This window comes from Bacillus sp. EB V-12 (assembly GCF_056158125.1).
The window spans coordinates 223583-237541 of sequence record NZ_JBUXJL010000007.1; the positions used below are offsets into that span (position 1 = coordinate 223583).

General features: G+C 31.5%; 11 protein-coding genes and 1 pseudogene. 10 read left to right on the forward strand and 2 right to left on the reverse strand.

The genetic code is table 11. The features are described from left to right. Window positions 1-152 precede the first annotated feature (152 nt). The 3 genes and pseudogenes from ACZDYH_RS21445 (at window position 153) to ACZDYH_RS21455 (ending at window position 2221) form a co-directional block, all read left to right on the forward strand. The gene (locus ACZDYH_RS21445; RefSeq protein ID WP_000924371.1) at window positions 153-785 is read left to right on the forward strand and encodes a trimeric intracellular cation channel family protein; all 633 of its coding nucleotides are present in this window, start codon (window positions 153-155) and stop codon (window positions 783-785) included. 134 nt (window positions 786-919) lie between these two features. Further along, window positions 920-1465, forward strand: a pseudogene (locus tag ACZDYH_RS21450) (protoglobin family protein); the annotation flags it as partial. A 54-nt stretch (window positions 1466-1519) separates the two neighbouring features. Further along, the gene (locus ACZDYH_RS21455) at window positions 1520-2221 is read left to right on the forward strand and encodes a methyl-accepting chemotaxis protein (RefSeq protein WP_370658441.1); all 702 of its coding nucleotides are present in this window, start codon (window positions 1520-1522) and stop codon (window positions 2219-2221) included. 90 nt (window positions 2222-2311) lie between these two features. Here the strand turns inward: ACZDYH_RS21455 and ACZDYH_RS21460 are convergent, their stop codons facing one another. Continuing rightward, complete coding sequence (locus ACZDYH_RS21460; protein ID WP_474887136.1) at window positions 2312-3625, reverse strand: ArnT family glycosyltransferase; 1314 nt, start codon at window positions 3623-3625, stop codon at window positions 2312-2314. Window positions 3626-3923: 298 nt separating this feature from the next. Here ACZDYH_RS21460 and ACZDYH_RS21465 point away from each other — a divergent pair, with 298 nt between their 5' ends. From ACZDYH_RS21465 to ACZDYH_RS21475, 3 genes are all read left to right on the forward strand, one after another. Beyond that, window positions 3924-4436: an acyl-CoA thioesterase gene (locus tag ACZDYH_RS21465; RefSeq protein WP_000412123.1), complete on the forward strand. Its 513-nt coding sequence runs from the start codon at window positions 3924-3926 to the stop codon at window positions 4434-4436. Window positions 4437-4652: 216 nt separating this feature from the next. Then, a complete protein-coding gene (locus ACZDYH_RS21470) occupies window positions 4653-5381 on the forward strand; it encodes a glycosyltransferase family 2 protein (RefSeq protein WP_000021476.1) in 729 nt (242 codons plus the stop codon). Window positions 5382-5387: 6 nt separating this feature from the next. Further along, the gene (locus tag ACZDYH_RS21475; protein ID WP_001121768.1) at window positions 5388-5744 is read left to right on the forward strand and encodes a DUF2304 domain-containing protein; all 357 of its coding nucleotides are present in this window, start codon (window positions 5388-5390) and stop codon (window positions 5742-5744) included. A 76-nt stretch (window positions 5745-5820) separates the two neighbouring features. Here the strand turns inward: ACZDYH_RS21475 and ACZDYH_RS21480 are convergent, their stop codons facing one another. Further along, window positions 5821-7098: a glycosyltransferase family 39 protein gene (locus ACZDYH_RS21480; RefSeq protein ID WP_000901470.1), complete on the reverse strand. Its 1278-nt coding sequence runs from the start codon at window positions 7096-7098 to the stop codon at window positions 5821-5823. 225 nt (window positions 7099-7323) lie between these two features. Between ACZDYH_RS21480 and ACZDYH_RS21485 the strand changes: the two genes are divergently transcribed. From ACZDYH_RS21485 to ACZDYH_RS21500, 4 genes are all read left to right on the forward strand, one after another. After that, the gene (locus tag ACZDYH_RS21485) at window positions 7324-8304 is read left to right on the forward strand and encodes a glycosyltransferase family 2 protein (RefSeq protein WP_000970523.1); all 981 of its coding nucleotides are present in this window, start codon (window positions 7324-7326) and stop codon (window positions 8302-8304) included. A gap of 97 nt (window positions 8305-8401) precedes the next feature. Then, entirely contained in the window at window positions 8402-9823 is a 1422-nt protein-coding gene (locus ACZDYH_RS21490; protein ID WP_000856131.1) for an oligosaccharide flippase family protein, read from the forward strand. Window positions 9824-10132: 309 nt separating this feature from the next. Beyond that, the gene (locus ACZDYH_RS21495; protein ID WP_088363408.1) at window positions 10133-12799 is read left to right on the forward strand and encodes a YfhO family protein; all 2667 of its coding nucleotides are present in this window, start codon (window positions 10133-10135) and stop codon (window positions 12797-12799) included. A 97-nt stretch (window positions 12800-12896) separates the two neighbouring features. Next, window positions 12897-13835, forward strand: a complete 939-nt coding sequence (locus ACZDYH_RS21500; RefSeq protein ID WP_000175825.1) for a glycosyltransferase family 2 protein — start codon at window positions 12897-12899, stop codon at window positions 13833-13835. Window positions 13836-13959 lie beyond the last annotated feature (124 nt).

Consider the following 13959-nt stretch of genomic DNA (forward strand, 5'->3'; position numbering starts at 1 on the left):
GATTACTTTATGGTTATTTTCCAAACATTTTCAAACGCTTTCTTTATGAATTTTATCCGTTTTTCTACATGTAGCGAAAAGTAATTGTTATTTCCAATACTTTAGTGTATATTTTTTCTCTGGAACATCTTTAAGAGGAAGGGATTAAGGCCATGTTATTAATCGATATATTTACGTTTCTTGGCATTATCGCCGCTGCCATTTCTGGTACATTAGTTGGTTTAAAAAAAGATTTAGATTTATTTGGTGTCCTTTGTTTAGCTGTAGCCACTGCGCTCGGCGGCGGTATTATTCGTGATATCATGATTGGTAACCTGCCCCCTGTCGCATTTGTAAAACCCATTTACTTTTTCGTAAGTGTATTATCAGCATTATTTACTTGTATGTTTTTTGAGCGTATCAATAAACTTCAAGTCGTTATTATGCTTTCTGATGCTGTTGGCTTAGGCGTTTTTACAGCTATTGGTGCAAATGCGGCAATGTCACATCATGTTGACGCCTCATTTCTAGTTGTTTCAATGGGAGTCATTACAGGTATTGGAGGCGGTATTTTGCGTGACATTTGTGCTCAAGATATCCCTTACGTATTCCGAAAAGAGATTTACGCAATCGCTTCTATCTTAGGAGCAATTAGCTTCCTAATCACACACGCTATGGGGGCGCACGTATTAGCTTTCTATGTTTGTTTATTAGTAACATTCGTTATTCGTGTCGTCACTGTAATATATAATGTGCATTTCCCTGTTTTCTTTAAAACACATGCTAAAATTAATAAAGGCCATTAAGAGAATTCTAGATAGAATTCTCTTAATTTATATACTATTCAACGAACTAATATAGAGTAATTATATATAAGCATATATAATTACTCTATATTAGTTTTAAAATTGAAAACGTTTTATATACAGGGGGAAGAATGATGCTTGGGGTTTTCAAAAAAAATATTAATAAAACAAATGCCAGTATAATCGAATTAAGTAAGAACCAACAAATAACTTTTAATGTACCTACTAATTCTGAATTAAAAATTCAAATGGATATGCTACATATTTCAAAAGAAGATTTACAAGTTGTAAAAGTACTACAGCCTTTTATTTATGCAGAAATTGATTGGATTACTGAAAAATTCTATGCCAACATTACAAAACAACCTAATTTAATTACTATTATTGAGCGTTACAGCTCTATTCCAAAACTAAAACAAACTTTAAAAACACATATTAAAGAATTATTCAGCGGCAATATGCATGAAGATTTTATTGAACAGCGTGTTAGGATTGCCAAAAGGCATGTACAAATTGGTTTACATCGAAAATGGTATACTGCTGCTTATCAAGAATTATTCCGCTCTATCATGAAGATTTTGCAAACAAAAATAACGACAATCGATGATTTTTCATATTCTATAAATGTTATAAATAAATTATTCACTCTTGAACAAGAACTTGTTCTTGCAGCTTATGAATCTGAATATGAAAGAATGCAAAAAGAGCATGAGAAAGAAAAAGAATTAACTGCTATGACAATTACGCATATCGCAACAGAACTAGCTGCTGTATCTGAAAAAACAAGCTCTTCTATTCAAAAACTAACCGCCAAATCTGAAACTATTGTAGAGATTGCTAAAACAGGTACATCATTAGCTACAACATCTGAAGAAAAAGCGAATAAAGGGAAAGAACAATTAAACCAGCAAAACAAACGAATGGGATCTATTCAAATGAATATGGAAACGATTATTACAGATACTCATGAACTTCTCAATATTTCTAACAAAATTAATGAAATCATAGATATTGTTAAATCGATTGCGGAGCAAACAAATTTACTCGCACTAAATGCTGCTATTGAGTCGGCACGTGCTGGAGAATTTGGGAAAGGGTTTTCTGTTGTTGCTGGCGAAATCCGAAAATTATCAGAGCAAACGAAAGAATCTATATTTAACGTTACAAAGCTCGTCGAAAAAACAAATGAACAAATTACTCGTGTCTCGTCTTCTGTGAAACAAATTAGCTCTCTCGTATCGGAAGGAACAGATAGTATGTCGGCAACAGATCGATACTTCCAAGAAATCGTAAAAGATATGTCTAACTCAAAAGAACAGAATAAGAAAATTGAACACGAACTACAAGCTATTTCACAAGTAATGAAAGGAATTCAAGATGATTCCTCACAAATGGCTCTAACAGCCGATAATTTGCAACTAGAACTAAATCGATAAGATGAAATTTAGTAGTCAAGCATACTTTTCATCTGTACTAACTACTAAATTTCATCTTCCATCAAAAAAAGAATCCAGAATGGATTCTTTTTATTTTCTGAAAAATATTTTTTGACAATACACATAACTCATATAAACACCAAAGCTCTGCAAAATAAACAATGCTGGCATAATTACATTGTAATATGCCATATCTACTTGGAAGAGCTTTAACAATACGTATCCACTAATTAAAAATAAGAACAACATATATCCCTCATTTTGTTGTTTCTTAATAAGGAACTGTAATAGAGCTATAGTCATAAACAATGTTACGGCTATATATATCAATTTTTCATATTTGAAAAGAATAGAATTTATCCCCTCATCTGAAAACTGATTTATCATCGGTTCTAAAAGTTTAAATCTTTCTCCCTCAATCTCTTTTAACTTTTGATCAATATGCTCTGTTACACTTTGATTTTTCGATATTTTTTCTTCATGTTGCGTTTTTCCAATTAAAACAGATTGAACATACGTCTCATTCGCAATCGTATATTGTGACATTCCCATTGTCTTAATTCCATAATTCACACCAAAATGGGCACTATAAAATAGAATAAGTATCCCCATCATCTTTAGTAACACCTTTTGTTTCGTTGCTGATTGAAATACTTCGATTAATAATACATATAACGTGATAAAAATAGGAAGAAATAATCCCATTGGGAAAATCATATTACTAAATGCAAATAAAATCGCTGAAAACACCCACATATAAGGATGATCTAATCCTTTATATAAAAGTATGTAACAAGCAAAATAAAATAAAAATATTGCAAGTGACTCAGGAGTTAATACGGAACTCATGAATATATTTGGAATATACAGAGCATAAAAGATAGAAGCAATACGACCGCATTCTTCTCCAAAAACCATTGCTGCAATACGATAAATAAAAAATGCGGTTCCTGCGCAAAATAACACATTAAATAGTTGTAAAGCGAATAATGTATCACCAAATATACGAATAATTACTGACTCATATATAATAAAAGGCAAATGAGTTACAGTCTCTATATTATTACCAATTGCAATCTGCTTTGCAGACTCATACATCACTTTCATATCACCAATTATTGGAGCATCTACAAATAACAGCATACTAAGCCTCACAACTATAGATATACTTATAAGAAAAATAAGAAATTGTTTATCTGTAAAACGATATTGTAGAATTGATGCCACTAACAAAATAAGTATGACGAAAATTGCCAATATGATTGTTACACTTGTTGTACTTCCTCCAAAGAATTGCTTACTTGTCTCAAATGCTGCCCAACAACTATAAACAAAAAATGCGAACATCGCACCGATCGTAATTTTATTGAAGAAAGATGAAAAATTTGTTTGTATATGATTCATATGTCCATTGCACCTCTATTTCCATTCATAACAAAACGATTCTATCATGAATGGGTACACGGCTGATAGAGAATTTCTATGACAAATACATAGTCATTACTTTTTACTTGCAATGTAAGCGAATCCTCTTTTACACTACATTTTAGATAAAATAAATTTTCTTTCAGTTACATGAATACAAATACAGAAGTTTAAATAATACTCTTTTGGACTACACTTTACTTCATTAAATATCTAATATGAGTACTAAGCTTACACATATTATTCTGATTGAAAACAGACTATAGGGGCTGAATATATGGAAAAGAAATTCATGCGAGAATCTAAAGCAATTAAGACAACACGTGTTTTTCCTAACGATTTAAATAATCACCAAACACTTTTTGGGGGGAAATTATTAGCAGAAATTGATAGTATTGCTTCAATTGCGGCTGCAAGACATAGTCGTAAACATTGCGTAACAGCATCTATTGATTCAGTTGATTTTTTAACTCCAATTCACCAAGCTGATTCTGTTTGTTATGAAGCATTCGTATGTTATACAGGGAAATCTTCAATGGAAGTTTTCGTAAAAGTAATTGCAGAAAATTTATTAGCCGGCGAGCGTAGAATTGCTGCTACTTGCTTCATTACATTTGTAGCAATAAAAGATGGAAAACCTTCGTCCGTACCACAAGTACTACCTGAAACTGAGGAAGAACATTGGTTATACACAACCGGTTCAGAACGTGCGGAAAATAGAAAAAAAGGACGTTTAAAAAGCAAAGAAATGGCTGAGGTTTTAACTTTAAATAAACCTTGGAATATTTAATACAATACTCTCACTTCATACATGCACAGGTTTATTTCATCCTTGCATGTATTTTTTATTGTAAAAAATTCCACCTCTTATCTTTTATTTACTGTTTGTCTCCTAAAATAATCCACCAGTTTTTCCTTTATTTTGCTATACTATTAATGGTATATTAGATAAGGTTCGTTTAAAAATAACTATAATATAATTAAGTATATAAGGGATGGTGCGATAATGTCTATTGAGGTACCAATTTCAATACCAAAAACGTTAATTATTATTCCTGCGTATAACGAGGAAGAAGCAATTGCAGATACATTAACAAGATTATTAAAACTAAAACAGCATTTTACAGAATTAAGCATTTGCGTTATTAATGATGGATCACATGATAAAACAGCTCAAATCGTAAATGATTTTCCTGTTCACCTTGTGAACTTACCATATAACCTAGGTATTGGCTCAGCTGTACAAACTGGTTATAAATACGCTTATGAGAATGGATATGATATTGCGATTCAGTTCGATGCTGATGGGCAACATAATCCTGATGATTTGTACAAAATTATAAAACCTATTGCTGAAGACCAATGCGATATGGTGCTAGGTTCACGTTTTACAGAGAAAACAGCCTATAAAGGTAGTATTTCCAGAAGAATTGGTATTTTTTATTTTACTGCTCTACTGAAAGTACTAACAAAACAAACCTTTATGGATCCAACTTCTGGGTATCGTGCTATCAATAGAGAAGTAATTAAGATTTTTGCACATAATTATCCAAAAGATTATCCAGAACCAGAAGTCCTTATTCATTTAAAAAAGAAAAAATTACGCATTAATGAAATATCCGTAAATATGCAAGAGCGTCAAGGGGGACAATCTTCTATCACACCTCTTAAATCTGCATATTACATGATTAAAGTAAGCCTTGCTATATTGATGCAAAAAATTGTGAAAGGTTGATAATAAATGCCTATAATTACCTTTTCATTTATCTTCATTCTATTATTATTTTTATTAATTATTAATTCCATTCGTCGTGGAGCTTTAGAAACTAAATATGCTATTTTATGGATTTTTGTTTGTGTTGCAATGGCTATTTTAAGTTCTACTGAAAAAATTATAAATTGGATTGGCCAACTATTACACGTAGAATATCCTCCATCTGTTTTATTCTTATTTGGACTATTATTCTGTTTCATATTAATTTTTGACTTAACAAGAAAAATTTCTAAATTACATCATCAACTTGTAACGTTAACGCAAGATTATGCGTTATTAAAGCAAAAATTAAAAGTAACGCAGCCTGAAACCGATAACGAATAGTTTTCTATTTAAATATTAATATATACAAAAAACATCTTAATTTTTTTAAAAAAATTAAGATGTTTTTTATTGCAAACTATTTTTTTCTAATTAATAATTTACTAATTTTCATAACAGTTGCCACGGTCCCAACTCCAATTATAATAAATAAGAATGGTATTAACGGTAATGCATATCGTTCATATGCAACATAAAAACATGTTAAAGCTGTTTGCAATAAAAGGATTGACCATAAAAATGTAGTCTCTCTCCACCTTTTTAAAAGGAAAATAAATGAAAGTACTGTACATATTAAAAACGTCGTCTTAATAAAATTATATATTTCATTCATATCCTTTGCAGAAACATTGAATACTTCAATATTATGTTCTATAGAATAATACGGTTTTTTCCAAAGAATTTCTGGCTTCAAAACTAAATAACTCTCTATCATAGATTCCTTATCAGTTTTCCACCATTCCTTCATTTTATCAATCGCTATTTTTTCTTCTAATTCCATAAATTCATGTGCTTCAAGATTAGGGTATTTTGCATGTAACTCTATTTCAAGTTCCCCCATATCCTTACCTTCTGGGTAACCTTTCCCTTGATACGTTCCAAGTAATAACGGATTCCCTGCCCCAGCAGTTAGTGGGATAAATTTATCAAATTGAATGTAATTGCGAGCCCACCATGGTCCAAGTACGATAAGTCCTATTCCTATGCTTATAATCGCTTGCTTCATCATAATACGGAATGGGTAGCGTTTCATTAAAAGATACCCAAATAGTAAGATTGGATATAAGGCAATTTGTACACGGAGGTACAGTGCTAAAAAGTAGAAAATTAATACAATCAGAAGATGTTTCGTTTTATGAGTATCAGCTAATTTTAAACTCCAATATACTAATCCTAATGAAAGGAATAGAAACGGCCCTTCTGTTAAAGTTAAATTTTCCATAACAATCTCTGGAGGATACACAGCTAATAAGAAAGCACCTATTAATCCTGCAGCAGAATTTAATAAATAAGTACCAATCTTATAAGTTAGCAAAATACTAAGTACCCCTAATAGGATAATAATTAATTTTGCTACAAAAAGACCTTCACTGCCATTTCCAAAAAAATAAAATACAACAGCTAATAAAGCTGGAAAACCCGGCATAATATGAATCGTTGGTTTATCTGGTTCATGATATGTTAACATCCCTGTTTCCAATAAAATATTTGCCGTTTTTTGATAACCTATATCATCGCTAGCTATAGATAGATCTGCACCATGTGTTTGTAAAGTTGCAAAACGAAGTGCAAAACCGACTATCATAATAATCCCTAAAAGGATTATATTAGATTTGCGAGTAAATCGCCCTAACATCTCATCTTCTCCCTTCAGATACATAATTTTCAAAATATATTTCTATATTTTTACAACACAATACGTTCTATAATAAATACTTTTTATACAAAGTACAACAATAGAAAGTTGATTTACAAAGTTTATATGCGTTAAACTTATACAGATGTTCTTGTAATCTTCTTCCTTCCAAAAGGCTTGTATATATGATGCAAGACATAAAAAACTTGAGGAGATAAAAATTCTATGATGGAACAAAAGCAACTTGTTTCTGTTGTCATACCCCTGTATAACACGGAAAAATATATTGAAGAAACGATGCAGTCAATACTAGATCAAACATATAAAAACATTGAAATTGTAATTGTAGATGATGGAAGTAAAGATCAATCACCTTCTATTGTGAAAAACCTTGCTGAAAAATACCCAGGGCAAGTAAAATACGTTCATCAAAAAAACCAAGGTGTTTCGGTAGCACGTAATACAGGTATCGAAAATGCTAGCGGAGAATATATCGCTTTTCTTGATAGTGATGACTTATGGCATCCAACTAAAATTGAGAAGCAAGTCGAAAGTATGCATAAAAACGAAATGGACGCGTGCTATTGTGGTTATATGAATTTCTACGAAGAAACAGGCGAGAAGGTTGAACATACCACAAACTTTATTAAAGGTGATATGGCAAAAGCATTCCTAACACATCAAGTTGTGGCTCAAACAAGTACTTGGATTTTCAAACGATCCATCGTAATGAATCATAACATTCGTTTTACACCAGGATGTAGTTGGGGCGAAGATTTAGAGTTTTTATTTAAACTTATGAGTGTGACAAATGTATGTTATGTCGATGAATACTTAACTTATTATAGAATCTTATCAGAAGGAAATCTTTCTTCTAAGTATAAAGATTATGAATTAAAAACGACAAAAGAGCTAGAAGTATTCAATCGTATGAAAGATTGGGTACATAACAAATCTCAAGATTTCATTACAAAAGACCCTCAGTCACTGATTGAGATTCTTGAGACTTATTTATTCCCTTATACAGTCATCAATAACGCTTGTATATATATTAAAGAAAACTCTCGATTAGATAAATCACAAGTTCAATTAATCAAAAAAGATATAAGGAAATATTGCCGTAAAATCTATTCAAAGAATGGAAAGCGTAGTAAAAAACTATATGCAATGCTTTGGTTTGTACGAATTAAATCTCTGTTTTCTTAAACTGAAAATATAACGATACTCTCTCTTTCTGTGAACAAATCAAATTTACAAATAGGACAAGCTAACCGGGTCCTAAAGAATAGAAAGGTCTTTTCTCATGAAAACAAATAAAATTCTAAAAAACGCATCCTACCTGTTTGTAGGAAACATTACTGTCCGTTTTGTACTGGCTATTGCAACAATTTTCTTTGCAAGGTATGTTTCTCCAAGTGATTACGGTATGTTTACAACTGCGTTAGCAGTTTCAGCTGTTATTTGTTACTTTACAGATGCAGGTTTAACACATACGTTTATGCGTGAAGGAACGAGAAGCGATGCTAATATTAGCGTGCTAATAAGTAGTTACTTACGTATTCGTTTAATATTAGCTATCGTAATTTCTGTACTTTTCGCTATTTTTGCCCAGTTCTTCTATCCCGATGCTTACTTACGCGCGATGGTATATTGGGTTGTTCTACCAACAATGTTCGGAGCAACCTTACAAGGTGTTGGAATGGCTTACTTCCAAGTAACAGAACGCATGCAATTTACAGCTATTATTTCTGTACTACAAGGTGTAACTGCTGCTGCTGCCCTATTACTAGGGATGTCTTTCCAATGGTCACTTATGATGGTTGCTGCCATGTACGGGGTATCTAGTCTTGTAACAGGTGTTATCGCCTTTATAATGACAATACGTTATACGAAGGTCCATAAGGGTTGGGATAAAGGCATTTTAGATCAACTACTTATTTTTACAATCAATGGCATCATCATTATGCTCTTACCACAATTGGGCCCTATTATATTAGAAAAGGTTTCAACGTATAATCAAGTTGGATTCTTTGGTGCTGCATCTAAAATACCTGCTGTACTATATCAAATACCTGGGGTAATTGCAGCGGCCTTTTATCCAAGGCTTTTTGCTTTTGGTAATGAGAAAAATATTGAAGAACATAGAAAATTATCAAGTTTTGAATTAAAACTTATGTCTTTTTTAGGAATGGGAATTTCTATCCCCTTTATTGCGGATCCAAGTTTCTGGATTGTTAGTTTATTAGGAGAAGAATACGCTCCCGCCGGTGACGCTCTTGCTATTCTAGCGTTTATGGTTATTTTACAATCAATTAACTATCCACTAGCCGATAATTTAACAACGATTGGCCAGCAATGGAAACGTGCAACAACAATGACTATTGGATTAGTTGTTGCCATCATAGGTTATATTGTATTAGGTAGTAAATATGGAATGATGGGAGCAGCTGCCGCAGCTATCCTTACCGAAATTACACTATTAATCGGATTTACCCTCTTTATTCGTAAAGGCATGCAATTATTAGTTAAAGGAATTATATTTAATTCCTTAGCCTTTATTATTAGTTACGGTATATACCGAATTGCATTAATCAACTTACCGCCACTAATTGCTTTAACTCTTACTGGTATACTATACGGTATAATTGGAATTGGAATTGATCCTCAAATACGTGGATTTGTTTTAGGGTTTATAAAACAAAAGCTCATTCGCAAACATGCTTAAAAGCAAAAAGCTTTTCCTATTTAAAAATGGAAAAGCTTTTTGCTTTTTTTATATACCATCATTTTTCTTCAGTAAAAAAATGCTATATATTCCAGCTCAAATTGACTTACTTTCTGAAAATGCCTTATACTAAATTACATGTAAACTATGAACTTCAACGCTTGTAAAAATATATATGCTTCAACAAAAATATATATTTTCTCATGTTAAAACTAAAGAACACACCTTTAAAAATTGGTGTGTTTTTATATGCTACCTAAAAACTAGTTGCTACATGTAACGACTTTCAAAGGAGGATTATCAATTTTTATGAGCATAAAGCCGAATAATAAATTCTTTTCCAAGAAAACAATGATAATTATGCCAATATTATTATTGTGCGCTTTTGCTTTTCATTATTTCTTTTTAACATCTAATCAAGCCTTTTCTGGTACAGGGGATGCGTTACGTCAATTTGGCTTTTTTACGTTTCTTCTACAACATGCCTTTAAAGATGGCAACCTTTTTTGGTCTTTTGATTATGGATTAGGTGGAGATTTATTTGGAGAGTTTAGTTATTATTACAGCACATCACCGTTTTTCTGGATTACACTGTTACTACCTAAACTAAGTCTTGAGCAAGTATATGACGTGAAATTATACATGAGTATTTTAAAAAACTTTTTAGCTATGGTATTCATGTATGGTTCTTTACGTTACCATAATAAAACAGCATTCTCATCTTTTGTTGCTGCTATTATATATGGTGGCTGTATTACTTTCATCCGCCACTCTTTACTATGGGATTTCATGGCTGATGCCATTGTATTTTTACCATTAGTAATATGGGGACTTGATAAATATATTATTGAAAAGAAGCACGGCCTTTTCCTAATCGCTGCTACTTTAATGTTAGCATCAAACTTTTATTTTGCTTTTATCACAAGTATTTTCATATTTATTTATGCATTATTCCAATACTTTGCGACACAACAAAATAAAACGATTGTCTCTTTTCTAACTTATTATATTAGAATCGGTTTATTGTACGGATTATCACTCGGTTTAGCCGCCGTTTGCTTCCTCCCATCAGTTAATGCCGTATTTAGCGCTGATCGACTATCAAAAAAGTTTGAGATACCATTATTATTTGAAGATAAATTTTATAAAGATTTAATGGAAAATATTTTCTTCATGTATAATGCTGAAAATCATCAATTAGCTTTACCAGCTTTAATTTTATTCTTAATCGTATTTGGAATGTTTATACGTGATAAACTCGTTAAGAATAAAGTATTCTTTACGTTATTCATGTTCATTCTGTTTATGCTTCCATATACATATTCTATGTTTAATGGTTTTTCAGCAATGCAATCTAGATGGTTTTATTTATTTGTATTTGTAATTGCCCAAACAATTGCATACATTCTAGATTGGATGATTATTCATAAGAAAGACTACAAATTACCTTATTTAATAAGTTTATTAGTGTCTATTGGATTATTCATTTATGCATTTTATAGAAAGGCAAATATAAATGTAACTGATAAACCTTTACAAGACGTTGATAACATTTTACTCGGAACTGTCGTTCTTTCTGTTATTACAGTATGTTTATGGCGTTATATTTCTAAACCTTTCATACAATTTTTAGTTGTATTGAACGTACTCATTAGCACAATTTCTATGAATTATATGTATGCGAATAATATACTTAGCACAGTTTACGGACAGAGCCAGATTTCAACTGAAAAGTTACACGAACCAGGCTATGATAATCAAGAAGAAATTGCTGCAATTCGCTACATACAAGAAAATGATAAAGACTTTTATCGTATTCTTAATCCATATAGCGAATATAACACACCAATGCTACAAGGATATCATGGCGTAAGTACGTATCAAAGCTTGGTTAATTATTATGTCCATGACTTTATGAAAAATAAATATGGCGTATTCCAAATGTACGATACACCTTCAATGTTTTATCAAGCTGATAGTCGACTACTACTCGAAAATATGCTAGGTATAAAATATCGCGTATTAAGTGCTGATACAGATTCAAAGAATGTACCTTATGGATATAAACTATTACAGCAAGTAGGACCATATAATATTTACAAAAATGACTATGCTTTACCGTTAGGATATGTATATGATTCGGCTATAAGTGAAGAAGAATTTTCTAAATTAAACTTCGCTCAGCGTGATCAATTATTATTACATGCTGTTGTCGTTAATAATACAAAAGAATTTTCATTAAACCATTTTAATAAACAAGACCTTAAATCAAAGGCAGTATCTATTAAAACGGAAAAAGCAAAATTCGAAAACATGAAAAAACAAGAAAATAAACTAATTGTTCATGGCTTTGGAAATATGATTGTACCTATCAATTATCCTGATACACCTGGTGATCTACTCATAGAATTAAAATTAAAAAATGCAGGCACATTCAATGCAACTGTTAATGGAAAAACGATAGGAAAAGGGGACGATGCTGGTGCATACTCTTATCCGTTAGAAAGGTTTGTTTACAATTTGGGCAATGAGCGTCCAGAAAACCTAACTATCTCTATTGATATGGCAGGTGAGTATGAATTAGGTGACTTGCAAGCAAATATTGTAAACTATGAAAGTATACAAAAAGAAACAAAAAAACTAACTGAAAATAGGCTTGAAAATATTTATTATAAGAACAATTATTTAAAAGGGGATCTCAAATCAAATAAAGACGGGCTCTTATATCTATCTGTCCCATATAGTAAAGGCTGGACTATAAAAATTGATGGGAAAGAAACAGAATTTACGAAAGCGAATTCTGCCTTTATCGGTGTTCCAATTACAAAAGGTTCACATGTAATCGAAATGACTTACGTTACACCTTACTTCAAATTAGGTATGACTATATCAATCATCTCACTAATTATCTGTATAGCTTTACTAATTTTCAAAAATCCAAAAGCACGACGAAAATTTTCTTTTAAAAAGCAATAATGAGCACTTAATGAATCATGAAGCTATCTATTTAGATAGCTTCCTAAAATAATATCTAAATATTATTTTAATCCACTACAAACAAGGAGTGTCAAACATGACCCTTTCAATAGTTGTACCATGCTACAATGAAGAAAAGGTGCTTCGAGCCTTTTATTCAGAGACTTCCCTTGAAATTCATAAATTAACTACCGATTATGAATTTGTTTTTGTTAATGATGGTAGTAAAGATGATACTTTAAATATTTTACGTGATTTAGCTAGTGCAGATTCATCGGTACACTACATATCATTTAGTCGAAACTTCGGAAAAGAAGCTGCAATGTTAGCTGGTTTAAAATATGCTACAGGTGATGCAATTGTTATTATGGATGCTGACTTACAACACCCTCCTACGTTAATAAAAGAACTGTTAGAAGGATATAACGACGGCTACGACCAAGTCATTGCAAAAAGAACAAGAACTGGTGATTCACCCGTTCGCTCTTTCGTCTCTCGTCTTTACTATAAAGTGATGAATAAATTTGTAGATATTGAATTAGTAGACGGTATTGGTGACTTTAGACTTTTAAGTCGAAGAGCAGTAGATTCTTTATTATCTTTAAGTGAATACAACCGATTTTCAAAGGGCTTATTTTCTTGGATCGGTTATAACGAATTAATCATTGAATATGAAAATGTATTACGTTCTGATGGAGAAAGTAAATGGACCTTCTCGAAATTATTAAATTATGGAATTGATGGTGTAATTTCATTCAATAATAAACCGTTACGTCTATCTATATATCTTGGATTACTAACAACCATTTTAGGACTTTTATACGTAATCACTACGTTCGTTCAAATCATCCTCGGTGGTGTGGAAGTTCCTGGTTACTTTACTCTCATTTCCGCTATACTATTTATTGGCGGTATTCAACTCATATTCCTAGGTGTTATTGGTGAATATATCGGTCGTATTTATTATGAAACAAAACGTAGACCGCATTTTATTGTAGCTGAAAAGAAAGTTAGTGAAGTTAAACAAAAGGCATAACCAAAAAGTTACTTCTGTAGGAGAAGTAACTTTTTTATATACTAACATTTACAAACACTTCTTTTGAAAAAATATACATTTTGAAATGATAGCATTATATGAAAGAATTTAGTATCATGATTCA

Coding starts and splice junctions, on each gene's coding strand:
- ACZDYH_RS21445 (WP_000924371.1), top strand. CDS start 153: ATGTTATTAATCGATATATTTACGTTTCTTGGCATTATCGCCGCTGCC.
- ACZDYH_RS21455 (WP_370658441.1), top strand. CDS start 1,520: ATGACAATTACGCATATCGCAACAGAACTAGCTGCTGTATCTGAAAAA.
- ACZDYH_RS21460 (WP_474887136.1), bottom strand. CDS start 3,625: ATGAATCATATACAAACAAATTTTTCATCTTTCTTCAATAAAATTACG.
- ACZDYH_RS21465 (WP_000412123.1), top strand. CDS start 3,924: ATGGAAAAGAAATTCATGCGAGAATCTAAAGCAATTAAGACAACACGT.
- ACZDYH_RS21470 (WP_000021476.1), top strand. CDS start 4,653: ATGTCTATTGAGGTACCAATTTCAATACCAAAAACGTTAATTATTATT.
- ACZDYH_RS21475 (WP_001121768.1), top strand. CDS start 5,388: ATGCCTATAATTACCTTTTCATTTATCTTCATTCTATTATTATTTTTA.
- ACZDYH_RS21480 (WP_000901470.1), bottom strand. CDS start 7,098: ATGTTAGGGCGATTTACTCGCAAATCTAATATAATCCTTTTAGGGATT.
- ACZDYH_RS21485 (WP_000970523.1), top strand. CDS start 7,324: ATGATGGAACAAAAGCAACTTGTTTCTGTTGTCATACCCCTGTATAAC.
- ACZDYH_RS21490 (WP_000856131.1), top strand. CDS start 8,402: ATGAAAACAAATAAAATTCTAAAAAACGCATCCTACCTGTTTGTAGGA.
- ACZDYH_RS21495 (WP_088363408.1), top strand. CDS start 10,133: ATGAGCATAAAGCCGAATAATAAATTCTTTTCCAAGAAAACAATGATA.
- ACZDYH_RS21500 (WP_000175825.1), top strand. CDS start 12,897: ATGACCCTTTCAATAGTTGTACCATGCTACAATGAAGAAAAGGTGCTT.